The following is a 24,617-nucleotide window of genomic DNA, read 5'->3' as shown; positions in this document are numbered from 1 at the left end:
TGTTTGGTCGCCAATCTGTGCCATTTGCGCGGCAATTTCAACAAGTCCCATCGTGACTGATCGGTTCTCGTCAGCGTAGCCTGATTTATTCTCGCCGGGCGGTTCACGAATCCTCGACGGATGTGTTTAGAATGCCTTTCGTCACGATTGACCGGGGTTCGGCAGCGTCGCTTCGAAACTGCGAGAAACTGGCGACTAAAACAAGAACGAAGACGGGCAGGAAGACGATGGACGAAGGCAGCACACGCTGGCTCGATCCGTGGCTTCTCCGTCATGCCGTGAAGCTGCCGGGATGGCGGCAACACTGTGGGATACCATGAATTTCATCCTTTACTCCGACGTCAACGACAGCTCCATCAGCCAGAGTCTCGGCCGTCCCGAGTACAGTTACTACTTCGTGCTCAAGGCCTATCGCCCTGTGCTCGAAAGCCTTGGGCGCGTGCATGTGGTGTCCGCCACCGCCGAGGTCGACCCGCTCTACAAACAGTTACTGGCCGCCGGCGAAGAGTGCCTGTTTCTGTCGTTTACCCCGCCCCAGAAAACCCCGAACGACCTTGAATGCCCGACGATCTGCGTGGTGGCCTGGGAATTCGATTCGATTCCCGACGAACAATGGGACAACGACCCGCGCCAGGACTGGACGCAAATGCTGGCGCGCCAGGGCCGGGTGATCACGCTCTCCAGCCATACCGCCCGGGCGATTCGCCGGGCCATGGGCGAAGACTTTCCGGTGTTGGTGTTGCCGACACCGTTGTGGGAACACTTCGCCGACATTCGTAGTCGCCATTCCAGCGCGGCGGTTTGCGCCGCCTCGACGCTGCAGATCAAGGGTTGCATCTTCGACACGCGCACCCTCGGGCTGAGCGCCGATGCGCTGCTTCCGGTCGTGCCCACCGTCGAGGAACTGGCGGCCATCGAGGCTGAGCTGGAAGCCTTGAAACCACCGCCGTTGACGTTCAAGCGTCGCCTGGTGATTGCTTGCCATTACTTGCACATGTGGCGCCTGGACAAGGGCCAGTCGCTGCCGATCCCGGTGCCTCGCGCTCATTTCCTGGGCCAGTGGTATCGCGAAGGCATTCGCGACCTGCTGTCGGACACCGCCCATGAGCGCCTCGCCCGCTGGTGGCCGGTCATCGCCGATTCCGCGGCGCCTGCGGCGCCCGAGCCCGAACCGCGACAGTGGCCGGACACCACCACTCAGGTCGAAACCCAGGTTGACGGTGTGGTTTACGTCACTGTGTTCAACCCGCGGGACGGTCGCAAGAACTGGCATCAACTGATTACCGCATTCTGCTGGGCGCTGCGCGAAAAGTCCGACGCGACGCTGGTGCTGAAGATTACCCAAAGCGACTTGTCGTCCTACTACGACGAACTGATGACGTTGCTCGCGCAGTTGTCACCGTTCGCCTGTCGCGTGGTGGTGATGCACGGCTACCTGGACGATCCGCAATACGCCCGGCTTTACGCCGCTGCCAGTTACTACGTCAATGCTTCGCGCTGCGAAGGGCTGTGCCTGCCGTTGATGGAGTTCATGGCCAGTGGCAAACCGGTGATCGCCCCGGATCACACCGCCATGGAGGACTATATCGATGAGGGTGTGGCGTTTGTGGTCAGGTCCAGCGAAGAACTGACCATCTGGCCGCAGGACACGCGCATCATCTACCGCACGCTGCGTTACCGGCCGGATTGGGGTTCGCTGAAAACCGCTTACGAAAACAGCTACCGCCTGGCCAAGGAACAACCGCTGGAGTATCAGCGCATGTCCCGCACCGCCGTCGAGCGCATGCACGACTACTGCGCGTTCGCCCCGGTGCAGAAGCGCCTGGCGGATTTTTTCGGGCTGGCGCCACAGGCTGTGTCGACGGCCACCGTGACGGATAACGCTTCATGCTGATCATCATCCATTCGGAAACCAACCAGCACACCATTGCCCAGAACCTGGGCCGCTCGGAGTACAGCTACTACTTCGTGCTCAAGGAATACCGGCCTGTGCTCGAACGGCTCGGGCGAGTGGTCGAAGTCAGCGACCCGCAGACCGAAGTCGATGCCTTGTACCTGGACTGTTTGTCCCGGGGGGAGGCGTGCGTGTTCCTGTCGTTTTCACCGCCTCATCGCACGCCGATTAATTTCGCTTGCCCGACGCTGCCGGTGTTCGCCTGGGAATTCAGCACCATCCCCAACGAGCCCTTTGCCGGTGACCCGCTCAATGACTGGCGCACCGTGCTGCGGGCAGCGGGAGCGGCGATTACCCATTCCAGCTACACCGTCAATGCAGTGCGCGAGGCAATGGGTGCCGACTATCCGATCATCGCGGTACCGGCCCCGGTCTGGGACCGGTTTTGCGAGCGCGGCGCCCACTTGCAATGCCAGCCCCTGGCCAGCGATGTGCGGTTGACGCTCAAGGGCTTGCTGGCCGACAGCCGCGAACTCGACTTGCGCGCCTTCGGCCCTGAGGCAACCCGCGAAGGGGTGGGCATTGATTTCGACGCGCCGCCAAGGGAACACGAACTGGTCCTCGACGGTGTTATCTACACCTCGGTGTTCAATCCCGGCGACGGGCGCAAGAACTGGGAAGACATGCTCAGTGCCTTTTGCGTGACCTTCCGCGACGTCGAGGACGCAACGCTGGTGCTCAAACTGACGCACCACGATGCCGAAGCGGCGCTGACCGACATCCTTCACCACCTCTACAAGAACCAGTCCTACCGCTGCCGCATCGTGCTGATCTACGGCTACCTGGCGGACGCGGACTATGAGCGGCTGGTGCAGGCCACGAGCTACGTGGTCAATACCTCTTATGGCGAGGGCCAGTGCCTGCCGTTGATGGAGTTCATGTCCTGCGGCAAACCGGCGGTGGCGCCCCGGACCACAGCGATGATCGATTACCTGGATGCCGATAATGCCTTCCTGATCGACTGCACCGATGAGCTGACGGCCTGGCCCCATGACCCGCGCCGGGCGTTTCGCACGTTGCGCTACGTCACCGATTGGGCCTCGTTGTGCCGGGCTTACCGTTCGAGTTATGAGGTGGCCAAGGCAGATCCTGGGCGTTATGCACGGATGTCCGGGCACGCCGTGGCTAGCCTCAAGACCTTCTGCAGCCAGGCCACGGCCGAGCAGCGGCTTGGCGCTTTTCTTGAGCACCGGTTCGAACCGCGAGCCGTGGAAACCCCCGAGGCATGATTCGCGCACTGGTCAGACGTTTCTTTGCCGAGACGAAACCCGAGCCGCAGCCCGCACCCGTGCCAGTCGAGCCACCCCGTGCCTCGCCCAGGGATGTGGGCTTGCACGATGCCATGCACGACGGCTGGTTTTGTGGCGACAGCGGCGAATTGCTCAAAGGCTTTGCCATCAGCGCTGACGACACCTTGCTCGATGTCGGTTGCGGCGAAGGTGTCGCGACCTTGTTCGCGGTGCGTCAAGGCGCGTCGGTGATCTTCACCGACAGTGAACACGACAAGGTCCGCGACCTGGCGCGGCAAGTGGAAGCGCAATCGGCCAAGGCGAATCTCGGCCTGGTCAGCAACAGCCTGCCGCTGCCCCTGGCCGACGCTTGCGCCAGTAAAGTGGTGTGCATGGAAGTGCTCGAACACATCGATCAGCCAGAACCGTTCATGGCTGAGTTGGTGCGCATGGGCCGCCCCGGCGCGCTGTACCTGCTGAGCGTGCCGTCACCGGTGGGCGAGCATTTGCAGAAAGGCATCGCCCCGGCCAGTTATTTCCAAGCGCCCAATCACGTACAGATTTTCAGCCCCGAGCGCTTCGCCGCGCTGGTGGAAGACGCTGGGCTTGTGATTGAGCATCGCCAGGCCAATGGATTTTTCTGGGTCATGGGCATGATCTTTTTCTGGGCAAGCGAGCGGGCTGCCGGGCGTGATCTGGGCGGTGCGGTTCGCGACCGGATCCAGGCGCCGTATCCGCCACTGATGGAGAGCTGGGCGAAAACCTGGCAAGACTTGCTGGCCCAGCCCGACGGGCTGGCGATCAAGCAGATGCTCGATCAGTTCATGCCCAAGAGCCAGGTGATCATCGCTCGCAAGCCTTGGGCAAAGGAGGGCGCATGAGCCAAGAAAAACGGATCATGGACATCGAGTTGTTGCGCGGCATCGCCGTGCTCGGCGTGCTGTTTCATCACCTGCAGGACAGTCTGTTCGCCGCGGCAGTACCATTGCTGCAGGCCATCACGCTGTATAGCCAGCCGTGGTGGGGCGTGGACCTGTTTTTTGCGATCTCGGGCTTCGTCATCGCCCGCAGTCTGATCCCGGCGTTGCGCCGTTGCACAACGCGCCAGGAATACTGGCAACAGACGCGCAACTTCTGGCTGCGCCGCGCTTTCCGTTTGCTGCCGTCGGCCTGGTTATGGCTGGCATTGATGTTGCTGGCGTGCGTTTTTCTCAATCGCTCCGGCGCATTCGGTACATTGCAGGCGAACATCCAGGCGACCCTGGCGGGTGTGGCGCAATACGCCAACTTCCGTTTTGCCGACAGTTTTTATCATTACGAGTACGGCACCAGTTTCGTGTACTGGAGCCTGTCGCTGGAGGAGCAGTTCTACCTGCTGTTTCCATTGTTGATCGTGCTGTGTCGCAAGCATCTGGTGTGGGCGTTGCTCGCGTTGGTGGCGATACAGTTGTTCACCTTGCGCACGCCAATCCTGATGGTGGTGCGCACCGATGCGTTGGCCCTTGGCGTACTGTTGGCCATGTGGAGCGCACAGCCTTCGTACCAGCGCTGGGAGCCGACGTACCTGCGTCGTCCGTGGGCCGGGTTGTCGGCACTGGTCGCGGTCTCGCTGTTGCTTGGTTTCATGGCGACGGACCGGTTCACCTTCACGTCTTACCGGATCGGCGTGATTGCGCTGTTGTGTGCGCTGCTGGTGTGGATCGCATCCTACAACCGCGATTGCCTGATGCCCAATGGCCTGTTCAAGCGCGTGATGACCTGGGTCGGCAGTCGCTCCTATGGGATCTACCTGATCCACATTCCGGCCTATTTGCTGGTTCGTGAAATCATTTTCCGCTTGCAGGTTGCCGGGCTACCCAGCCCCGCAGGTCATCCGATTCTGATGTTGCTGATGGCGGGCGGCCTGATCGCCCTGTTGAGTGAACTCAACTACCGCTTCATCGAAATGCCCATGCGTCAGCGCGGTGCCTCGCTGATCCAGCGCCTGAGCCCGTCCCGTATTGCCGTCCCATCCTCTGGAGCCACTTCATGCTGAGCCTTTTGAAAAAACTCACGGCGGGCACGCCCGTGCCTGTGCAGCCAGAGACACCGCCAACGCCGCCCGTGGCAGACAGGGTCGACCCGTACATGCTCGGCCTGCACGATGCGATGCTCAGCGGTTGGTTCAACCAGCAAACCGGCGAGCTGTTCACCGGGTTCCCGGTGACCCCCGAGGACACGCTGCTGGATGTCGGTTGTGGCGACGGCGGCAACGTGCATTTCTGCGGCATGCGCGGGGCGAAGATCATCATTGCCGACATCGACGCGGCCAAGGTCGAAGCGACGCGCCAGCGCCTGAGCGATACCCCGGCGCGCGACGTCGAATGCCACGTCACCGACTGCAACCCGCTGCCGATTGGCGACGCCACGGCCACGCGGGTGGTGTCGACCGAGGTCATCGAGCACGTGGACGATCCGGCGCAGTTCCTCGCCGAACTGGTGCGCGTTGGCAAACCCGGCGCGCTTTACCTGCTGAGCGTGCCGCACCCGAGCTCCGAGGACCTGCAAAAAGATATCGCGGCGCCCGAGTATTTCCAGAAGCCCAATCACATTCGCATTATCAGCGAGTCGCAATTCAAAGCCATGGTCAGCGAAGCCGGCCTGGAAGTGATCAGCCACAGCCAGTACGGGTTCTACTGGTCGATGTGGATGCTGTTGTTCTGGGAGGCCAAGGTCGATTTCAGCAACCCGGACCATCCTCTGCTCAATCACTGGGCGGACACCTGGCAGGCGATCCTGGCCTCGCCAAGGGGCGAGCAGATCAAGCAGGCGCTGGATGCCGTGGTGGCGAAAAGTCAGGTGATCATCGCGCGCAAACCCTGATCACCTGCCACGCGGGTTTCAGAGCAGGCTCCACGACACCCCGACGAACATCCCCATGCCCTCGCCGGGTGTGGAGCGGGCCGCGTCCAGGCCTTTGTCGTCGTAACCTGGCGTGACGGTGGCGGCGTAATGCTGGTCGGTCAGGTTGCGCAGGTCCAGCCAGGTCTGCCAGTCGCCCTTGGGCGCGTTGTAGCCGACGGTCGCACCAAAGATCGCATAAGGGTCGGCGTAGTAGCTGTTGGCGTAGTCGACAGCGACCTTCGACACCAGCTGCGTATTGACCGCCGCGAAGAAACCTTGCGGCCAGTCGTAGCGCAACTCGCCCTGGTAATAGTGCATCGGCAAGCCCGGCAGGCGGTTGTCGCCAAAGCGCTCGTCGTCACGGTAATGGAAGTCACTGAAGGTATAGCTCTGGCGCAGGCTCAACCGGGCGCCATCCTCCCCCGACCACAGTGGGCTCAGCAGGCTGGCCTCCACGCCCTGGTGCACCGTCGGGCTGGCATTGAGTTCGTACGGCGTGGTGGCGTTGGCATCGGGTAATACCGACAGCAATTCGTGGCGCACTTGCGCGTAATACCAGGCCAGGCTCCATTGACCGATACCACTGTCGCCGCGGCCGCCGATTTCCAGAGTGGTCGCAGTCTGGTTTTGCAGTTCGATCGGTGTGCTCTGGGTGCCGGTGGCCGGGCCGCTGCCCGCCGGGAAGCGCACGTTGGAGCTGTAGATCAGCGACCACGGGTGCGGTGCTTCGACCGAGCGGCTGAGGTTGCCGAACAACTGCAAGTCCGGCGTCACCTGGTAGCGCAGGCCCAGGCGCGGGGCGTAGTCCCAGTCGTGCAGGCTGGTCTTGCCGCCGGTTTGCGGGTAGGTCACCGCACTTTCACGGCGGGTGTAGATGGCCGCCAGGCCGGTGGTCAGCCACAGGTCGTCGGCGATCTCCAGGTCATTGCCCACATGCAGGACATTGTCCGAGCCCTGGTAGGTGAAGTTGCGCATCGGCGTGCCCGGCGCGTAGCCGGCCGTGTTGCCGGTCGGGATGCGCACGGATTCGCTGGCGCCATCGTTGGGCAGGTGTTTGGTGGTGCGCAGGCCCACGGTGCTGACACTTTCCAGGCCCCAGAGCGTGTCGCGACGCTTGTAGTCGAACGTGCCGCTGACATCGGTGTAGGCCACCTTCAGGCGGTTGGGGCCTTCGCGCAGGTCCATGGGGTAATCGTGGTAGACCAGGCCGGTCTGGATACTGGAATCGTCATCGATGTAATACGTGGTCTTGTTGCCGATGAAGGTGCTGCCCGGTTGCTCGCGCCGGTCGTCCCGTGCCACGTACGCGAGGTTGGCCGCGCGCGGGTCGTGCTCGATGGAGTGTTTGGTCACCCGTCCGGCGAGATCGTTGTCGGTCTGGCGATAGCGCAGGTAGAAGCGCGTTTCCAGGTTCGGATTGAAGCGATAGCCGACGTTTGCGATCATCCCCTGGCTGTCACTGGCCGTGTGGTCCTGGTAGCCGTCGGAGCTGGCATCGGTCAAGGCCACGTAGGTGTCGAGGTCGCCCAGCACCTGGCCGGAGCTGACCTGGCGCTGCACATAGCCATGGCTGCCCATCGCGTAGCGCACTTGCAAGCGTGGGGCGTCATAGCCGGTATGGCTGATGTAGTCGATGGCGCCGCCGAGGGCCAGCGCGCCACGGTCGAAACCGTTGGCGCCACGCAGCACCTCGACATGGTCCAGCCACAGCGGATCGAGCAGTTCATAAGGCGTGCCGCCCGGGCCGGTCAGCGGCAGGCCGTCGAGCAAGGTGTACAAGCCCGAGGCATGGGCCCCCGGTGCACGGTTGATCCCCGAGCCTCGGATCGAGATCTTCACCCCTTCGTTGCCCGCCGATTGCGCGTAGACCCCTGGTTGGTAAGCCAATACATCCTGATTGCTGGCCACGCGGCCCTGTAAGGGGCGGCGCATGTCGACCACGTTGGTGCCACCGGGCACCTCGTCCAGTCGAGCCTTGGCACTTTCGATCACCTGGTCTTCATCGCTCTGGTCTTGCGCGCCGATCAATACCTGCCCCAACTCCAGGCCCTCGGCCTCGGCCAGCGCCGGACAAACAAGGGCCAGGCCCAGCAATGCAGCGGGCAAGGAATGGGGCGAAGGCATGGGGAAACTCCAGACAGACAGGAACGGGCAATGAACAGTGCGACGCCATGAGAGACCAAGGAAACACATGGCGATTTTGAAATTTTCCACGCCGGTGGCACCGGCGTGGAAATCAGGGGAACAACATCCCCTGCGTTTCGATGGCGTGGTGCTACGGAACCAAAGGCTGGGACGGAATGAGGAAAAGCAGGTCGGTATCGCCGACGTCGACCCCCGCTTGTGTCAGCAGGGTCGTCACTTGTCCGCGGTGATGGGTCTGGTGGTTGAAGAAGTGCATGACCAGGGCATAAAAATTTCGGTCGGCGGGCACGCCCTGGGTGTTTGAATATTTGAGGGACAGATCCAGGTCCGGCTCGGTAATGGAGCCAGCCCACTCGATGATCAACCGGTCGAGCCATGCCCGATGGGCCGACAGCTCGCGGATATTCGAAAACAGCAGCGCCCGCAGGTTGGTCGGGGCCGGCCGTAGCCGAATCGGCTCCAGGGCAGGGTAGTTCGCCGGGTGCGTGGCGAATCGCTTGAGCCAGACCGTGTCGCCGGCCACCAGGTGGTTCAGCGTCCCGAGAATGGAGCCAAAGAACGCGTTCCTGTCCACGGCGAGTGCTTCATCCGAGAGGCTGCTGGCGACCTGATAAAGCTTTGCATTCATCCACTCGTTGTAGGTCGCCATCAGGCAGACGTGGTGAGGGCGGTGCATGGCGTTGCTCCTTGGTGATCAGCCGATATTACTTTCGATATTCATATCAGGATAACTGCAGGCTTGTCCTGCCTTGAGGTAATCGGCGATGTTTTGTCTGGCTTGCAAGCTGTGCATTGGGCTCATGGCCGGGCATTTTCATTTTCTTACCTGGGTAGCGGGGCTCGATTTGCCGCTTCCGGTTGAGGCTCGGCGATCGCGCCAGTGCGGGCGATCACGGTCAGGATCGACAGCGCGGCGATAACCAACCCCGGTGAAGTTGCCAGCAGCACGCCAGTGGTGCCGGCACCGGCGGCGAGGATCTGGCCGGCGGCCAGGGGACCTGCCACCGAGCCGAGTCGGCCAATGGCCACGGCCGCGCCAACACCGGTGGCGCGCACCGAAGTCGGGTAGGAAGGAGGCGCCAGGGCATACAGCACCAGTTGCGCCGCCATGACGAACAGCCCGACGGCAAACCCGGCGATGGCCATTGGCACGATACCCACTGACAGGCCGACCCCGGCCAGCGCGGCCAACACCCCGGCGTACACGAACAGGACCACTTTGATGCCGTTGCAGCGGTCCAGCATCACGCCGCCGAGCAGTGAGCCAATGGCGCCGCCGATGTTGAACAGCATCTGCACCATGCCGGCCTGGGGCTTGGTGAAGCCCTGTTCCAGCAATAGCGAGGGCAGCCAGTTGAGCAGCATGTACATCACGGCCAGGGTGAAGAAGTAGCTCAACCACAAGGCCAGCGTGCAACGTGCGCGTCCTTCGCCGAACAGCGCCTGGGCGGTAGACGGCGTGCAGCCTGAAGCGCTGCTGCTCGGAGTTGCCCAGTCCATGCCCATGCCGAACCTGATTTCTGCGCTGTTCCTGTTCCTTAGCTTCTTTTCGGTAGTGACCAGCGCGGGCTCTATGTCCTACACAGTGGCCATGGCTGTCAGCCGCGGCGAAGGTGAGTCACCGGCCTGGCTGCGGGTGTTCTGGGGCGCGGGGATGGGGCTGGTCGGCGCCACGTTGATCACGCTTGGCCAAGGGGGCGTCAGCGCCTTGCAATCCTTCATCGTGATCACTGCGGTCCCGGTTTCCCTGCTGATTCTGCCGTCGGTTTGGGACGCGATCCGTATCGCCCGGCAGATGGCCCGCGACCAGGGAGTGAACTGAATGAACATGCGATCGCCCGCGACCGTCATGAAGGCGTCGCGACTTGGAGCGTTTCACCAATCGCGCCTGTCATTCATGCGCCAGTTGCTGCGCCGCCTCAAGGATGAGCATTGGCAGTTCCAGCGTTCGGTATGGACGGTGGACCAACAGGGCGTGGGCCGCGCCGTGTACACCGCGACCGGGCCACAGCGCAGCTACAGCCTGGTGGCATTCGCCCATGACCTGGATCCGGCCATGCGCTCGGACCGGGTCATCGCCACCGCCTGGGACGCCACCTTCGCATTGTTCGACGGCATCCCCGATGCCGATGATCTGGATCGCCTTGAGGCCAATGTGCCGAAACAGGAAGCCGGGCGTATTTCCTCCGGCGAGTTGTGCATGGCTCGGGCCAATCGTTCGGTGCGACTGTTCGATCATGTCGTGCAGAGCCTGTCCGAAGGGCGTCAACCAGCGCGCGAGCAGATCGATGAGGTCGGGTATCTGATGCGCACCACTGCGGTTTACGGCAGTGGCAAGTTTGGTGCTGCGGACCGTGAAAGCGTCGCCCAGCGGCCTGAGCTGGCTGCGCCGTTTCAGGCGGAAATGCTTACTGTATATCTGATTCGGGCATTCACCCTGGACCTGGTCGAGCACCTGGCCAGCGTCCGCGCCCCGCAACGTGCAGTGACCCTGGCGCCGGAGCTGCGCCGCCGTTTCGGTATCGGTAATTCCACTGGGTTGGGCATGGCTCCGTTTCTGCTCAACCACCCGGTGCTATTGAACAACTGGGTCAGCGCCCGTGAGACGGCATTACAAAGGGTTCGTGCTGTGCAGGAACCGTCCGCCGAGGAGCGTCGGGTGTTTGCCGATTACCTTGAGCGGGCCCGTGCCAGTGCCGGCCACTGGCACTCTGAACATGAACTGCAACATTCACGCGTACTGCAATTGCAGCGCGACCTGTCCCGGGTCAAACGACAACTGGACAACGGCGTTCTGAACCAGGTCACTCCCTGGGACGTCCTCTACCGCTGGGCTGAAAGCGCGCTGTCGCTGGAGGCCCAGGAGTGCCTGGTCTCGCTGTTGCTGGAGCCTTATGCGCATCTGGTGGATGAACTGGGCGAGGGCATGCACGCAGACGAACAGCAAAGCTTTGTCATCGATGGCGGGATAAGCGTAGGTCGGTTACGGGAAATCCTGCAGGCCCACTACAGCTGGGTTGCCGATATAGACTTTTACAGCGAGAGCAGCCAGGCGCTGTTCTGGTACGTGTCCGAAGAAAAACTTGAACCACGGATCGGTCAGCGCTTCAGCGAACCGGGGCAAGACCTCGAACAACCCCTGGCGGTGGCCCGGGACATCCGCCGCTTGCAGGCAACACTGGCCCCATTCCCGGACGGGCAACCGCTGGCGGGTTTCCTGCTGCAGCATCCGGAGCATCGTCACAGTGTGCGCAGAGTGCAGTTGGCTCCGGCGTTTCCATACGCCGACATCCAGGACAACCTGATCGACCAGGCACTGCTGCCGATTGATCTTCTGCGTTGCAAGCTGTCGTTTTTCGGCGCCACGCACTTTGACCCGCGCTCCGATCGTTGGGTGCGTATCACCCTGTATCAGGGGGCGCCGTTCCCCCATGAATTGATGAACATGCCGGCGGACGATTGGTCCTGCCCGAGTCTCGACAGCCAGGAGCAGCATCGTGAATGCTTCGTTGAATGAAATCGAAAGCCTGTGCAAGAAAGCCGCTCGCGGTGCCGGACTGTCGTGGGGGCTCGCTGAGGAAGCGGGCAAGGCCGCCCGCTGGCTGAGCGGCAATGGCCTGGACGGTCCGGCGCTGTTGGCTGCGCAGTTGCGTCTGGATGATGGCTGCGCGTATCCGCAGCTCACACCGGATCCAGGCGCCGAACGCTGGGAACTGGCCGGGAGGGCGTTGTGCCCGCTGATCGCCGGAGTGACGCTGAGTGACCATGCCTTCCTGCTACGCAGAAAAGGTGAAATCCAGCTTGGGGCAATGTCTCATCCACAGCTGTTGATGCCTTTTGCCAGCGCTGCTGCGAGGCAGTTGAACATTGCGCTGCAGGTGTCATGGCAAGGTTGCGTCCTTGAGTTCTCACCGGGCGGGGAGGCGGTCTTGATCCAGGCCGATAACTTCATCTGCCCGCATGTCGCGGGTGTTCATTGCACCCGCATCGCACTTGCCACTCAGGGCGCAAATGCGATTTGTGGCTCGATCCCCGCACTCGTCACCAGCGTCCATGAGTACCTCGAAAGCCTGGCCGCGCGCACCTATGTGCCAGCCTCTGACGCTTCGCGTTTATCGGGCGCAGGCGCTGGCTTGAGCGACAACACCTGAATTTCCCTACGTTAATCGAGAGCAATGCAATGTCGGAATCGATCCAGAAAATCGGCATCACCCCACGTTTCAGCGAAACGGCCATTCACAATCAGACCGTCTACCTGTCGGGCAAGGTATCGCAAATTGTTGACGGCGATATTCACGCCCAGACCACTGATGTGCTCAAACAGATCGATGAAGCGTTGGAAAGGGCAGGCAGCGACAACGGCCAGCTACTTAGCGCGCAGATATGGCTGAAGGACATGGCAGATTACCCATCAATGAACCAGCTCTGGGATGCCTGGCTGGCCGACGTCGAAGCACCTGTGCGCGCTTGCGTGCAGGCGCCGATGGCCAAGCCGCATTACCGTATTGAGATCATGGTAATCGCGGGCCAGCGTATACCGACTCTGACTTGAGTGATGGGACTATCGGTTACTTGGCTTCTTCGACCAAGCTCCATGGCTTGGAGCAGGTTTATGCCGGATTTGGGTTGATTTATGTTGGAAATGATCGGCTGCTTTCGACCCTGCCGGACTGTCGCTGCATGGCGACCCAAAGTAGATATCGTGATAAAAAAACCGTGCCGAGTCGGGGGGGACAACCCGTCCCACGACTTGAAGGTGCGTTGCCAATGACAAGGAGTCCGCCTGCACGGCGAGCTTGATTTTCTGGTGCTGGACCCCGATGGCTACCTGTTGCGGTTCTCTCAAAGCCTGGGTTTCAAAGCCGTCGAGCATCAATGACCTGCACCGGCGTTTTACCTGTCCGAGATGAGTCGGCCTACGCTACCGGCGATGGTTGCGATAGCGTTCGGTCAAGGATTGCACGCGGGTGACGTAGGATTGCGTCTCGGCGTAGGGCGGCACCCCGTTGTACTCAACCACGGACGCTTCGCCAGCGTTATAACCGGCCAACGCCAGCATCTGGTTGCCGTTGAAGCGCTTGAGCAGCCAGGCCAGGTAACGCACGCCACCACGAATGTTCTGTCCTGCGTCGAACGGATTGTTCACGGCGAAGCGCTCGGCGGTGGCGGGCATCAACTGCATCAGCCCCTGGGCGCCGGCTACGGAAATGGCATTGGGGCGAAACGCCGATTCGGCATGGATCACGGCGCGGACCAGCGCTCTGTCGACACCATATTGCCCCGACGCGGCTTCAATCTCCCGTCGATAGGACTGGGTGTCCAGGCTCAGTGAGGCGACGTTGAAATCCTTGGGCGCCATGCACAAATAACAGCCCTTGATGACGTAGAGCTCAAGGACATCGACCCGTGCGGAGATGCCTTCGGGGCGCCGGCTTACGTATTGACGTTTACCCTTGTGGATGAAGGTGAATACCCGAATCCGCACCACGTCCGGGTCGTCGTTGCGCGCAAACCGTGGCTGGGCCATTGCCTTGGCACCGACACCAGCGCCCGCCGTGCCATTGAGGCGAGTACAGTGGGCGTTGGCGATGGCTTGGTGGGTGTAGCGGATGGCGCCGTCCCGGGTTTGGCACTTGAACATGGCGCTGGCGCACAGTGGCGCGACCAGCAAGGCCAGCGCGATGCAACCGGAAAGGCTCTTGCGAGCCCATCGCCATGCTCTGGAACTCATCACATCGCTCCGCCGGTGCCGATCAGGGCTGGGGCGCCTGCCTTTGAAGGGGGGTAGGGTGATCCGCTTTTTGTTCTGCTAGTTATACCCCTTGTAGCCGGTCTTGGAACTTGCGTTGACGTACGGGCTGCTGGCGTTTCCAGGCGAGGCGTCAGCACTTTTTTATCCCGCTGGCTTGCCGATCGCGCACCCAGCCCATCAGCAAGGCCCCCCCAATGAAACCGAGGATCGCCCCCTAGGCCATGGTAAACCAGGCGTTCAGCCCAAATCGCTCGCCTGGTGCCGTTCAGGCACCTGGCTCTCCTCATCGCCCCACGTCCGGTTGACGCGCTGCCCACGGATGACCGCAGGCCGGTTGGCAATCGCCTCTGCCCAGCGTTGTACGTGGGTGTATTCGTGCGCGCAAAGAAACTCGGCGGCCGAGTACACCTTGTCCCGCACCAGTTGGCCATACCAGGGCCAGACCGCAATGTCGGCGATGGTGTAGTGATCACCGGCCAGGTATTGGCTTTCGCCCAGTCGACGATCGAGAACATCCAGCTGACGCTTGGCTTCCATCGTGAAGCGGTTGATCGGGTATTCGAGCTTCTCCGGCGCGTAGGCATAGAAGTGGCCGAAGCCGCCCCCCAGGTAGGGCGCCGCGCCCATCTGCCAGAACAGCCAGTTCAGGGTTTCGGTGCGACCTGCCGGGTCGGTGGGCAGGAGCGCGCCGAATTTTTCCGCCAGGTACAGCAGGATCGAGCCGGACTCGAACACGCGAATCGGCGGCTCGGTGCTGCGATCCAGCAGCGCCGGGATCTTCGAGTTCGGGTTGATCTCGACAAAACCGCTGGAGAACTGATCGCCCTCGTTGATGCGGATCAGCCAGGCGTCGTATTCCGCACCGGTATGCCCCAGGGCCAGCAACTCTTCCAGCAGGATGGTCACCTTCACGCCGTTGGGCGTGGCCAGTGAATACAGCTGCAAGGGATGTTTGCCAACCGGCAACACTTTGTCGTGGGTCGGGCCGGCGATCGGCCGGTTGATGTTGGCGAACTGGCCGCCGGACGGGGCGGTGTTTTTCCAGACCTTCGGAGGAACGTAGGACGCTTTGCTCATGAGACGGACCCTGTCGTTTGCTTGCTGTGATCACATAGACCACGGGTGGCCAATTTGGTTGAACATGGCAGAAGGCAGCCTGGCTGTCATCCATCGGCGGACGTCGATCCGGCCGTCACATCACTACCTTCGACCAGCAGTATCCGGAATTTCGCGCCCCTGCGGCGATGTTGACGCGCCTCTTGGTAGGCGGGGCTGTCGTACCACGCACCAGCGGCGTGCCGTCCTCCAGTCTGGCGCCCAGCAAGGCCGCGGGGCCATGGCACACGGCGGCCACGATCTTGCCGCCGTTCCAGGCCCGCTCGACGGCGCGCTTCACATCCGGGTCGTTGGCGATATCAATCATCGGGCCCAGGCCCCCCGGGAAAAAGATCGCGTCGTAATCGAGCACATCCACTTGCGACAACTTGCGGCTGTTGGCCATGCGGCGGATCGCCAGGCTGTTACGGAAAGCGAGTTGCGACGGATCGCTTTCGTCATAGCCGTCTTCCGGTGGCGTACCGCCCAGTGGCGAGGTGGTCCAGCATTTGATGGACGATGCGCTGGCGTGTGTCGTGCGTGTCGACCACCCCGATGTCACAGGCAGCCTGTCACGAGAACAATATGAGCAGATGCGGCACGTCAATGTACTGCCGCCGGGTCGCCTGAAGGTGGGACTTTTCCAGGCGCTTGAACGCCAGGGTTTGCGGCGCGAACTGGCCATATCAGTGAGCTGGTGATCGGCACAAGCTCAGTCGGCCTGTCGACGGCCCGTGCACGGCTCATTATTCAGGCATGACGAAAAGTTTTGTTGGCGGTGATGATTTCAGGCGGAGCAGATTTAATGTCTAACACTGACTCGTCTATGTTATTTCGGTCTTAAGGCAATGGTGCCATGTTGCACTATTGCCTATCTCGCTCTTTGAATTAACGTGGCATGGTAATTGCCGATTGGTATGCGTGTTTCGGTTTGTTAGCTGGCGCATGACTTAACCACCAGGGCGAATACTGCAAAAGTACTATGCTTGACGCGATAAGGCATTTGCAAAATCGGAGATCCTCATGAAGGAAGTCTTTCATGATCACAAGCGTGTCGCGACAGCGATAGCGGCAGTTGTCGATGCTGTGGGGCAACAGGGCTTTTATGCCATCGTGCTGGAGACGCTGGGACAATATATTGACTGTGAACGCTGGCTGGCCATCAAGTACAGCAGGTTTTCTGCCCCCGAGTTTATTGTTAACACCTCTTTAAGCCACGAGGCAGTTGAGCAATATATGAGTCACCTGTACAGAATCGATCCTTTGCTTCGGTTAGTCACAGAAGATCGTGTGCCCTCAGTCGTTACGTTTTCACTCATGCAAAGTGAGGACGATTCCAATGTTTATTACGACGAAATATTCAAGTCAGGGCAGATTCTGGACGAGCTGACGCTGATGCTGCCTGTCCTCGGAGGGGGCTATCTGGGTTTCTGTTTCGATCGTGAGTACACCCTGTTCAATGAGGATGAAATCGCCTTTTTCACCGCCCTCTACCCGATCATCGTCGCTGCGCATGCCGCGCACCTGCGAACGGAGTTTCTGGAGGGGCTCGGTGGCCTGTTTGGGAGTGGGAAGGTCGGCGTTCTCACGTTAGGAAGTGATAACAGGATCATTTACCAAAATCCCGCATGGCTTGCCTTGACCGGTCATGCCTTCGCAAACGACACGCTGGAATACATATTGAGTCAGCCTGAACTGATCGCGGTTAACCTTGAGGGTCTGATTGCCCACTGGGAATATTCCAGGAATGTATCCGCTTCGGCTACAAGCGTCAGAGCCGTATTTCTCGAACAAAAAAGCGAAGGGTATATACAAACGGATGTAAAAGAGTTCTTCGAACAATTCTATGATACTTACCACCTGAGTCCGCGTGAGCGACAATTGGTGGAAAAAACCTTGCGTGGGTATTCGATGCCCGTCATCGCAGAAAAGTTGAATCTTAGTCTGGGAACGGTCAGGAACTATAAACAACGCTTGTACGCCAAGCTCGATATCACCAGCGAGCGGGAAATATTTTCTTTATTTATGCTGCACATGTTCGGCCAGCCATAACGGCGGCTAGTGCAGATTGGCACTATTGGTGCTGACGGTAACGAGCGATAACATCGCCTTCAAGGCTCGGCACGCATCCCCGCAACAACGGTCATTCAGCGGCCGGCCTACAACCATAACAATATGAACTTGAAGTCTCGCGAATAACGCGAGCGGCGGGAGTATGCCCATGAACAGCACACCGGTTGGCAGGGACTATAGTCAGGAAAAGGGTCATCACCTGCAGCGTGAACTGAACTTCTCCTCCACCTTTTCCCTGGCCTTTGCCTTCATATCGCCCATCGTGGCGCTTTATTCCATCTTCGGAATCGGCATCCTGACGGTCGGCCCTGCCTTCTGGTGGGGGTTGGTGGTGGCCATGGCAGGGCAACTGCTAGTGGCGTTGGTCTTCGCCATGCTGGTGTCGAGATTCCCCTATGAGGGCAGTATCTATCAGTGGTCCAAGTACCTGCTCGGCAGTCGTTTTGGCTGGTTTGCAGGCTGGACTTACATCTGCACGCTGCCGATCACCATCGCAACCGTAGCCCTTGGCGGCGCGGGATTCGTGGCGCAACTGTTCGGCATCGATGCAACCGACAAGATGATCAGTGTGCCGATTGCGCTGTTTCTGATCGCATTCGCCACGTGGGGTAATACTCAAGGCCGAAAGATTTTCTCGACCATCGTCTGGCTGTGCATAGGTGCCGAAGTGATCGGTTCGGTCGGCATCGGCGTGCTGTTGCTGGTGGAGTTCAAAGTCAACGCGTTGTCCATCCTGATTCCTGACGCTCAGGTGTTTGCCTGGCCGGAACCCGGTATCTCCGGCTTTTTCTCGTCGAAAGTAGCGCTCGCCATTGCCTACTGCGGTTGGGCATTCGTGGGCTTCGAAAGCGCCGGTGCCGTCGCCGAGGAAGTCAAAGATCCTGAACGAGCGGTACCCAAGGCCATGCTGTTTTGCCTGCTGTCGGTCGGCGCGGTGGTCGCATTCTCGGCGTTTGCCCTGATTTTGGCGCTGCCCACCCTGGAATTCCCTGCGGGAAGCGATCCTGTCACGGTGACGTTGATCACTCATCTAGGGCAGATCGCTTACAAGGGCATGCTGGTGCTGTTCATCATTGGATTTGTGGCATGCATGCTGGGCATTCAGGCTTCGGTATCCCGGGTGATTTGGGCGTTCGCTCGGGACAAAACCATTCCTTGCTCGGATTTTCTCCGGCAACTGAGTGGGGACGACAACTTGCCAACGCGCGCCTTTCTGTTGACGGGCGGGCTATCGGCACTGTTGTTCATGTTGTCTTTCACCAATATTTATCCGCTGTTACTGGCGTTCAGCATCGCCGGTTTCTATCTCGCATTTGCATTCCCGCTGGTGGGCGCTTGTGTGAGCGTATTGAGAGGCGAGTGGCGAGAGGGGCCGTTCTCTCTGGGTATCTTGAGTATTCCCGCCATCTTCGCGGCGACGGGTTGGACACTGTTTGAAGCGGTCAATATTTCATGGCCTCGTTATCCGGAACTTTCGTGGTACGAAAACTGGGCGGTGCCGATCATGATTGTTTTCCTGGCGATGGTGGGTTGGGCTATTTATTCGAAATGGGCCTCACCGTCTTATACGCAATCTACGTTACGCGCCGCCGTCGCGGATCACGAATAAACCTGGCGAGTCGGTGATGCGAATACATGAAGCCATGAGTAACGAAAGATACCGGACACTTCGTGCTCGACTGGAGAATGGATTAAGGAAACTGCTGACTCACTCCAGTCCGTCACTGGAAAAACTGTATAACGCCATGGCTTACGGCGTATTTGAACCGGGTAAATGTTTGCGGCCACTACTCGCTTACAGTGCGTGTGAGGCCATGGGGGGGCGGCTCGATGCTGCGGATGATGTCGCTTGCGCGGTGGAGTTGATGCACGCCTATTCCTTGATACATGACGATCTTCCTGCACTGGACGACGCGCTCGTTCGTCGAGGAAAGGCGGCGTTGCATGTGGCCTACGGCGAGAGCACGGCCTTGATTGCAGGGGATGCCTTACAGGCACTGGCGTTCGAATCGCTGGCGCAAACATCGGCGGTCAGTGCCGGGATTCGGTTGCAAATGGTGGCGGTCATGGCCAGGGCGTCGGGTCCCGCCGGGCTTGCAGGTGGCCAGTTTCTCGACATGGCGTTGGCCGGTAACCGACCGACCCTGGAACAAATCGCCGAAATGCAGCGTTTGAAAACCGGCGCGTTGATCGAGGCCAGCGTCGTGCTGGGCGCGATGGCGAGTGGGGCGGGTGTGGAAACGAGCCGCTTCGTGGCGATGAGAAAATACGCTGAACAGATCGGCAGGGCCTTTCAAGTGCGCGATGACATTCTGGATGTCGTCGCAGATCGGGTTGCCTTGGGGAAAGCCGTTCATGCGGACCAGCACGCTGACAAGTCCACCGCTGTTTCTTTATTGGGACTGGAGGGGGCGCGGCATTATGCCTCGCAACTTCTGCTGGGGGCGTTGACGGCCTTGGAAGCGTTTGGCCCGCAAGCCGATGCACTTCGACAACTTGCCCATATTGTCGTGGAGCGCGACCTTTAGTGATACGAACTTTCGTTTCTTCGTTGGTTTAATAACGTTAGCAATAGTGCAGATTTGCAGTATTTGAGTTCTCCCGGCATGGGTTGAATATAACGGCTATGGCGCTTGAATGCTGATCAGTATTCAACGCGCTTATGTATAAAAACAAAGATGAGGTGGCGTGATGACAATCGAGAGAATGAATTACCCCGACGGTTATTTTCCAGTGGATGAATATCAAGGTCGCTGGAAAAAAGTGGAAGATGAAATGCGCCGCCAGGGTTATGAGTTGGCCATTGTCTGGGGCAAGACGGCCGGCCATTACGAGCGAGCCATGGAAACACTTTGGCTGACCAACTTCTGGTCGGAACACTCGGGCCAGGAACCGGATTCCCCAATCTGGAACGCGCGAGGTTTCTGTTGCGTGATACTGGAGCTGGGAAAGGAGCCGGAACTGCATGCCGACGTGGCGACTGTGCGCCGTCGTATGGTGCGTTGTGGCGATTATTTCTTCAGTGACGACCCGATCAGCAGCGTCGCCAAGGCACTCAACGCACGTAAGCCTCGTCGCAGCGTCGTGTTCGTCGGGTCCGACAATCTGCCGATGAAGTACGCCATGCAACTCGCGGAACAGACGCCCGGTATCCAGTTCGAATATGACGATAATCTGATCCGCCGCTGCCGCCGGATCAAGAGCCCGCGAGAACTGGACCTGTTCCGTGAAGCGGGGCAGATGGTCTCCAGCGCCTTGTACCGCGTATGTGACAGCCTTTACGCAGGCAAGACTGCGGCCGAGGCGGCGGCAGAGGGCGCTTATGAACTGACACGTCGTGGCGGAGGCTGGCTGCGGATTCCGGTGAACTTCGGCAACGACGAGGACAGTCAGTTCTTCGAACGTGATCCCATGTACGGTTATTCCATGGGCGCGCCGAGCAAGGGCGATATGGTCCGGACCTGGATCTATGGGCCGACCCATCAGGGGTACTGGCTCGACCCCGGACGCTCGTTGGTTTGCGGCGGCAAGCCCACCCCGGAGCAGCGCTCGCTGCTGATCGACTCTTATGCCATCACGGAGGCGGTGATGAACTCCGTGAAACACGGAGCCCGGGTGCTCGACGTGGTGGGCGAGGCCGAGCGTGTGCAGGCACGGGTGGCCGAAGAAGAGGACCTGGCCGCCAAGCAATGGCCGTACTTTGGCCACGGCAACGGCTCCATGTGGGAACACCCGATCATCAACCGGGATTCGGTCACGGCAGACGATATTTTCGAAGAGGGGATGGTTGCCTCCGGGGAGTCCTTCATGACGCGAAAAGGTGTCGGCAGCGTTGGGTGGGAACAGAACTTCATCGTCACCCGCACCGGAATCGAGTTGCTGACGACGACGCCTGTCTTCTGGTTCTGATCGACAGTCGCACTGTTTGACATTTCAGGGCGCCGCTCCCATCGACCCAGGAGCGGTGCCCTTTTTTAGGGAGTTCCCCATGAACATTTTGCTGGCACAACTGCCCATCGCAGACGCCCAGGTTGAGATCAACCTGAGCAACATGCTGTCAATGATCCGCAATGCCCCGCTCGATACGGATCTGATCGTGTTTCCGGAAACGACGCTCTCAGGTTTTCCAGCCAAGGAAGAGATCGGTACCGCTGGGCTGACGACCCGTAGCAAACCCATCCGACTGATTCAGGAAGCGGCACGCAAAAACAACACCGCCATCGCTTTCGGTTTTTGCGAGGTGGCTGACGGGCGGGCGTATAACACCGCGATGTTGGTCGATGGCTCGGGGCGCATTGCGCTCAAGTACCGCAAGACTCATCTCTGGCCCGATACGGACTGGGGCGTTTTCGATGCCGGTTCGCAATACGCCGTGTGTGAAATCGCCTCGTTACGCGTGGGCATGCTTATTTGCTACGACATCGAGTTTCCAGAGACCGCCCGCTCGCTGGCCCTGTTGGACGCCGACCTCATCCTCGTACTGGACGGCAACATGGACCCCTACGGCCCCGTACACCGTCGCGCCGTGATCACTCGCGCCACGGAAAACCAATGTTTTGCCGTTTTGGTGAATCGCATTGGTGAAGGCAAGGGCCTGTCGTTTCCTGGCGAGAGTGTCGCTGTCGATCCGTTCGGAAACGTGTTGGTCGAGTCCACCGACGGACATCCTGTTCGTGTCACGCTGGACCGTATGCTGCTCGAAGACAGCCGAAAAAATTACCGCTATTTGCGCGACAGACGTGCCGCTCCACTGGGCGTCGAACGGGCCTCTAGCGAAGACGGCGTCGCCAACGCAGTCAGCGTCATTGCTGGGTGATGTCTGCGCATCCTGCGGCTATCGAGCTTATGCCTTCTTCTGCCGGCCACCCGAGGCAGAGAACGACCCGAGGCGGCCTTTCACGAAAGGCAGTCAGGGGCCAGAGGCTATCACCCCTGAATCTCATACACTCGACGTTCAGGCGCGCTTGGGCAGCTTCCAGTTCGGGCGGATGAAGTGGCAGGTGTAGCCATTCGGTATACGCTCGAGGTAATCCTGGTGTTCTGGTTCCGCTTCCCAAAAAGGCCCCGCGGGTTCGATTTCGGTGACGACCCGGCCTGGCCACAGGTGTGAAGCATCGACATCGGCCGCGGTGTCCTCGGCAATGTCGCGTTGCTGTTCGTTGAGGTAGTAGATCGCCGAACGATAGCTGGGGCCCAGGTCATTACCCTGGCGGTTGGGCGTGCTCGGGTCGTGGATCTGGAAGAAGAACTCAAGGATCTGCCGGTAACTGATCACGGCAGGATCGAATTCGATCTCGATGGCTTCGGCGTGGCTGCCGTGGTTGCGGTAGGTGGCATTGGGTACGTCGCCGCCGGTGTAACCGACCCGCGTATTTAGCACGCCGGGGTAGCGCCGCAGCAGATCCTGCATGCCCCAGAAGCAGCCGCCGGCGAGAATGGCAGTTTCGGTTTGTCTGGTCATGGTCTGTCCTTCCTGTTGGGGACGTTGGGTATAGCCATTGTTATGAGGGCGTATTGGTCAATTCCAAGGTGTTGCGGCAACCGTACTGGCGTGAGCGAGTCTGGTGGTTCTTTGCCTGTCGCGAAAGGCAGAAAAAATTTCAATCCGCTTACAGGTATCGGCGACTGGAGTTTCACTCCCAACTATTCTCTGAAACACGATCAGAGTTTTGCTGAAAGTCAGCTATCGAGCGTTACTTCGGCATTAGGGAATCCGCTATGACAAATCCGCAAGATAAAACCGAATCCGATCCGGATTTAGGTCAGGTGGTGATAGGCCTGGGGCCCTGCACTTATCTGTTGCTGCTGTTGCTAGCGTTGATCCTGCTGTTTCCCTTTCTGGAGGAGGGTCTGATTGCTCGCGTAGTGCTCGGCATTCTGTTTTCAGCCGTGCTGCTCGTGGGCGCTTTCGCCACACGGCAGACCCGGGCAAGGTTCATCTTCAAGCTGTGCCTGGCATCGCTTGGGATTAGCCTTCAATGGGCGGCCTTGTGGCATGAGAGTGTCGCCATGCTTGAACTGGCCGGGATAGCCTATGCAGCGTCTCTTGCGGTTTCGTTCAGCGCAGTGCTTCGCTACCTTCTCAAGCGCGGGCCCATTACCGCCGACAAGCTGCATGGCGCGCTGGCGGGATACATCATGCTGGCCTTCGTTTGGTCGTTCATCTATGCCCTGGTCGAGACTTGCGCCGCTGGCTCATTCGGATCAGGCAACTTCGATTTCAGCCAGCCCGGCACTTTCTTCAGACTGATCTATTTCAGTTTCACGACGCTTACCACCACCGGTTACGGTGATGTTGTCCCGTTGACCAACCATGCCCGCTCATTGGTGATGGTCGAAGAGTTTTCAGGCGTCTTTTATGTGGGGGTCGTGATAGCGCGGCTTGCCGGTATTTATCCGTCGCGTCAGGCGCGCTGACGGGCGGGTTAGTCCAACCCTCATTGGACGAAGTCCAGGGAGACCTGACCAATATCAACCAGGCTGCTGATATTCACTGGCGCAGAGCCAGGCGGTGATATTGCCAGTAGCGGTGCCCAGCGCTCGGCATCTGAATAGCGACCGTGACTGTTGCCGACACCGCCATGATCACTTGCAAAAATGACCAAGCGCTGAGGCGCGGCGCCCTGGACAGAGGAGGGCGCCAATGCCTTCTCCCATAGGCGACCAATGCGCGAGTCGGTTTCTCTCACGGCGGCAGCGTATCCCGGGTCGGACGGGTCGAAAGCACCGGCATGGCCTGCTTTATTGACAGCATCGAGATGAATGAAAGCCAGCTCTGGCTGGCATGTTCGCCAAGTGGTCAGTACTTCTTGCTCGATCGCTGCATCGTCCTGACGCAGAAACGCCGCATGGTGTATCTGCGGCAAAGCCCGCAATCGTCCCTGGACCCAGCCATACAGCGGTTTCCAGGAGGTCATCAGTACGCTGCGACTATCAGCCTTGCTAGCGTGAAGGCGCTCAAAAACAGTCGGGACTTTGATGGGGCCTGCGCTGCTGTTATCAACAATGCCATGTGCGCTTGCCCAGGTTGCGGTGAGCACACTGACCCAGCCGGGTGCGGAAAGGGTCTGTTGCGTTCGGCCGTTGCTGACATCGATTTTCCTCCAGGCCACTCCATGAGATTCAGCCAGGTGGAACAGGAAAGGGGTCAGTGTCGGGCTGACCGCATCGTCTCTCAGACCGTCGATACCCATGATGACGACCTGTCGCGCGGGCATGTGCGGCGCTGCATTGCATTGCCCTTCCTCGCCGTTACGTGAACAGCCAGGCAGGCTAATCGCGCACAATGCCAGCAGCAGCCCTGACCAAAGGTTCAAATTACGCACACTGCCCACCGTCTTCTCAATGTCATGCATTAGCCTCTCACGGAAAGCCCCACAGCTGACCTTCGACTTTCCTACAACCGTAGAAGGTTTCGCTGTTGTCTCACCTTTACATTTGATCGGCGAGTGACTGAACAGTGCGCGGTTTGCCAAACTGAATGGGA

21 protein-coding genes and 4 pseudogenes are annotated in these 24,617 nt (G+C 59.9%); 16 read left to right on the top strand and 9 right to left on the bottom strand.

The window, feature by feature from the left end; genetic code table 11:
• Positions 1 to 316: 316 nt before the first annotated feature.
• From J1D76_RS25125 to J1D76_RS25105, 5 genes are read left to right on the top strand one after another with little or no spacing between them, the layout of a single operon-like run.
• Positions 317 to 1,894 (top strand): glycosyltransferase, encoded by a 1,578-nt coding sequence (locus J1D76_RS25125; protein ID WP_421141060.1) that lies wholly within the window; start codon positions 317 to 319, stop codon positions 1,892 to 1,894.
• On the top strand, positions 1,888 to 3,183 hold the full coding sequence (locus J1D76_RS25120; protein WP_421141059.1) for a glycosyltransferase: 1,296 nt from the start codon (positions 1,888 to 1,890) through the stop codon (positions 3,181 to 3,183). The genes J1D76_RS25125 and J1D76_RS25120 overlap by 7 nt, the downstream gene beginning before the upstream one ends.
• On the top strand, positions 3,180 to 4,064 hold the full coding sequence (locus tag J1D76_RS25115; RefSeq protein ID WP_421141058.1) for a class I SAM-dependent methyltransferase: 885 nt from the start codon (positions 3,180 to 3,182) through the stop codon (positions 4,062 to 4,064). The genes J1D76_RS25120 and J1D76_RS25115 overlap by 4 nt, the downstream gene beginning before the upstream one ends.
• Entirely contained in the window at positions 4,061 to 5,218 is a 1,158-nt protein-coding gene (locus J1D76_RS25110) for an acyltransferase family protein (RefSeq protein WP_421141057.1), read from the top strand. Before J1D76_RS25115 ends, J1D76_RS25110 begins: the two co-directional genes overlap by 4 nt.
• Positions 5,212 to 6,045 (top strand): class I SAM-dependent methyltransferase, encoded by an 834-nt coding sequence (locus J1D76_RS25105; RefSeq protein WP_421141055.1) that lies wholly within the window; start codon positions 5,212 to 5,214, stop codon positions 6,043 to 6,045. The genes J1D76_RS25110 and J1D76_RS25105 overlap by 7 nt, the downstream gene beginning before the upstream one ends.
• Positions 6,046 to 6,063: 18 nt before the next feature.
• On the opposite strand, the gene J1D76_RS25100 is transcribed toward J1D76_RS25105, so the two are convergent.
• The 3 genes and pseudogenes from J1D76_RS25100 to J1D76_RS25090 form a co-directional block, all read right to left on the bottom strand.
• Positions 6,064 to 8,190: a TonB-dependent receptor family protein gene (locus J1D76_RS25100; protein ID WP_421141054.1), complete on the bottom strand. Its 2,127-nt coding sequence runs from the start codon at positions 8,188 to 8,190 to the stop codon at positions 6,064 to 6,066.
• 151 nt (positions 8,191 to 8,341) lie between these two features.
• Entirely contained in the window at positions 8,342 to 8,887 is a 546-nt protein-coding gene (locus J1D76_RS25095) for a DinB family protein (RefSeq protein ID WP_421141052.1), read from the bottom strand.
• 146 nt (positions 8,888 to 9,033) lie between these two features.
• Positions 9,034 to 9,666 (bottom strand): annotated as a pseudogene (locus J1D76_RS25090) (MFS transporter); the annotation flags it as partial.
• 1 nt (position 9,667) lies between these two features.
• On the opposite strand from J1D76_RS25090, the pseudogene J1D76_RS25085 reads away from it, so the two are divergent.
• From J1D76_RS25085 to J1D76_RS25065, 5 genes and pseudogenes are all read left to right on the top strand, one after another.
• Positions 9,668 to 10,033, top strand: a pseudogene (locus tag J1D76_RS25085) (BCCT family transporter); the annotation flags it as partial.
• Positions 10,034 to 11,728, top strand: coding sequence for a hypothetical protein (locus J1D76_RS25080; protein WP_421141051.1), 1,695 nt, complete (start codon positions 10,034 to 10,036; stop codon positions 11,726 to 11,728). It abuts the pseudogene before it with no gap.
• Positions 11,709 to 12,362 (top strand): DUF3726 domain-containing protein, encoded by a 654-nt coding sequence (locus tag J1D76_RS25075; protein WP_421141049.1) that lies wholly within the window; start codon positions 11,709 to 11,711, stop codon positions 12,360 to 12,362. Before J1D76_RS25080 ends, J1D76_RS25075 begins: the two co-directional genes overlap by 20 nt.
• 29 nt (positions 12,363 to 12,391) lie before the next feature.
• Positions 12,392 to 12,763 (top strand): RidA family protein, encoded by a 372-nt coding sequence (locus J1D76_RS25070; RefSeq protein WP_421141048.1) that lies wholly within the window; start codon positions 12,392 to 12,394, stop codon positions 12,761 to 12,763.
• A gap of 231 nt (positions 12,764 to 12,994) precedes the next feature.
• Positions 12,995 to 13,090: pseudogene (locus J1D76_RS25065) on the top strand (VOC family protein); the annotation flags it as partial.
• A 42-nt stretch (positions 13,091 to 13,132) separates the two neighbouring features.
• On the opposite strand, the gene J1D76_RS25060 reads toward J1D76_RS25065, so the two are convergent.
• The 4 genes and pseudogenes from J1D76_RS25060 to J1D76_RS25045 form a co-directional block, all read right to left on the bottom strand.
• The gene (locus tag J1D76_RS25060; RefSeq protein ID WP_421141047.1) at positions 13,133 to 13,942 is read right to left on the bottom strand and encodes a lytic transglycosylase domain-containing protein; all 810 of its coding nucleotides are present in this window, start codon (positions 13,940 to 13,942) and stop codon (positions 13,133 to 13,135) included.
• Between the two features lie 258 nt (positions 13,943 to 14,200).
• Positions 14,201 to 15,040, bottom strand: coding sequence for a glutathione-dependent disulfide-bond oxidoreductase (yghU, locus tag J1D76_RS25055; protein WP_421141045.1), 840 nt, complete (start codon positions 15,038 to 15,040; stop codon positions 14,201 to 14,203).
• A gap of 86 nt (positions 15,041 to 15,126) precedes the next feature.
• Positions 15,127 to 15,306: a DUF1330 domain-containing protein gene (locus J1D76_RS25050; RefSeq protein ID WP_421141044.1), complete on the bottom strand. Its 180-nt coding sequence runs from the start codon at positions 15,304 to 15,306 to the stop codon at positions 15,127 to 15,129.
• Positions 15,225 to 15,464, bottom strand: a pseudogene (locus J1D76_RS25045) (DJ-1/PfpI family protein); the annotation flags it as partial. The pseudogene J1D76_RS25045 and the gene J1D76_RS25050, both read right to left, overlap by 82 nt.
• A 617-nt stretch (positions 15,465 to 16,081) precedes the next feature.
• On the opposite strand from J1D76_RS25045, the gene J1D76_RS25040 reads away from it, so the two are divergent.
• From J1D76_RS25040 to J1D76_RS25020, 5 genes are all read left to right on the top strand, one after another.
• Positions 16,082 to 17,110, top strand: a complete 1,029-nt coding sequence (locus J1D76_RS25040) for a helix-turn-helix transcriptional regulator (RefSeq protein ID WP_421141043.1) — start codon at positions 16,082 to 16,084, stop codon at positions 17,108 to 17,110.
• 169 nt (positions 17,111 to 17,279) lie between these two features.
• A complete protein-coding gene (locus J1D76_RS25035) occupies positions 17,280 to 18,740 on the top strand; it encodes an APC family permease (protein WP_421141042.1) in 1,461 nt (486 codons plus the stop codon).
• 16 nt (positions 18,741 to 18,756) lie between these two features.
• Positions 18,757 to 19,659, top strand: coding sequence for a polyprenyl synthetase family protein (locus J1D76_RS25030; protein ID WP_421141041.1), 903 nt, complete (start codon positions 18,757 to 18,759; stop codon positions 19,657 to 19,659).
• A 178-nt stretch (positions 19,660 to 19,837) separates the two neighbouring features.
• Positions 19,838 to 21,040 (top strand): M24 family metallopeptidase, encoded by a 1,203-nt coding sequence (locus J1D76_RS25025; RefSeq protein ID WP_421141040.1) that lies wholly within the window; start codon positions 19,838 to 19,840, stop codon positions 21,038 to 21,040.
• A 79-nt stretch (positions 21,041 to 21,119) separates the two neighbouring features.
• A complete protein-coding gene (locus tag J1D76_RS25020; RefSeq protein WP_421141039.1) occupies positions 21,120 to 21,947 on the top strand; it encodes a nitrilase-related carbon-nitrogen hydrolase in 828 nt (275 codons plus the stop codon).
• 138 nt (positions 21,948 to 22,085) lie between these two features.
• Here J1D76_RS25020 and msrA read toward each other — a convergent pair whose 3' ends face one another.
• Positions 22,086 to 22,592: a peptide-methionine (S)-S-oxide reductase MsrA gene (msrA, locus tag J1D76_RS25015; protein ID WP_421141038.1), complete on the bottom strand. Its 507-nt coding sequence runs from the start codon at positions 22,590 to 22,592 to the stop codon at positions 22,086 to 22,088.
• Between the two features lie 257 nt (positions 22,593 to 22,849).
• Here msrA and J1D76_RS25010 point away from each other — a divergent pair, with 257 nt between their 5' ends.
• A complete protein-coding gene (locus J1D76_RS25010; protein ID WP_421141037.1) occupies positions 22,850 to 23,548 on the top strand; it encodes a potassium channel family protein in 699 nt (232 codons plus the stop codon).
• Positions 23,549 to 23,568: 20 nt separating this feature from the next.
• Here J1D76_RS25010 and J1D76_RS25005 read toward each other — a convergent pair whose 3' ends face one another.
• The gene (locus J1D76_RS25005; RefSeq protein WP_421141035.1) at positions 23,569 to 24,486 is read right to left on the bottom strand and encodes an alkaline phosphatase family protein; all 918 of its coding nucleotides are present in this window, start codon (positions 24,484 to 24,486) and stop codon (positions 23,569 to 23,571) included.
• Between the last annotated feature and the right edge of the window lie 131 nt (positions 24,487 to 24,617).

The sequence above is a fragment of the Pseudomonas sp. NFX15 genome (assembly GCF_049132105.1).
In the GTDB taxonomy this organism is placed as follows: domain Bacteria; phylum Pseudomonadota; class Gammaproteobacteria; order Pseudomonadales; family Pseudomonadaceae; genus Aquipseudomonas.
The sequence above is the reverse complement of the archived record's forward strand: the minus strand, read 5'-3'. Positions and strand labels throughout refer to the sequence as shown.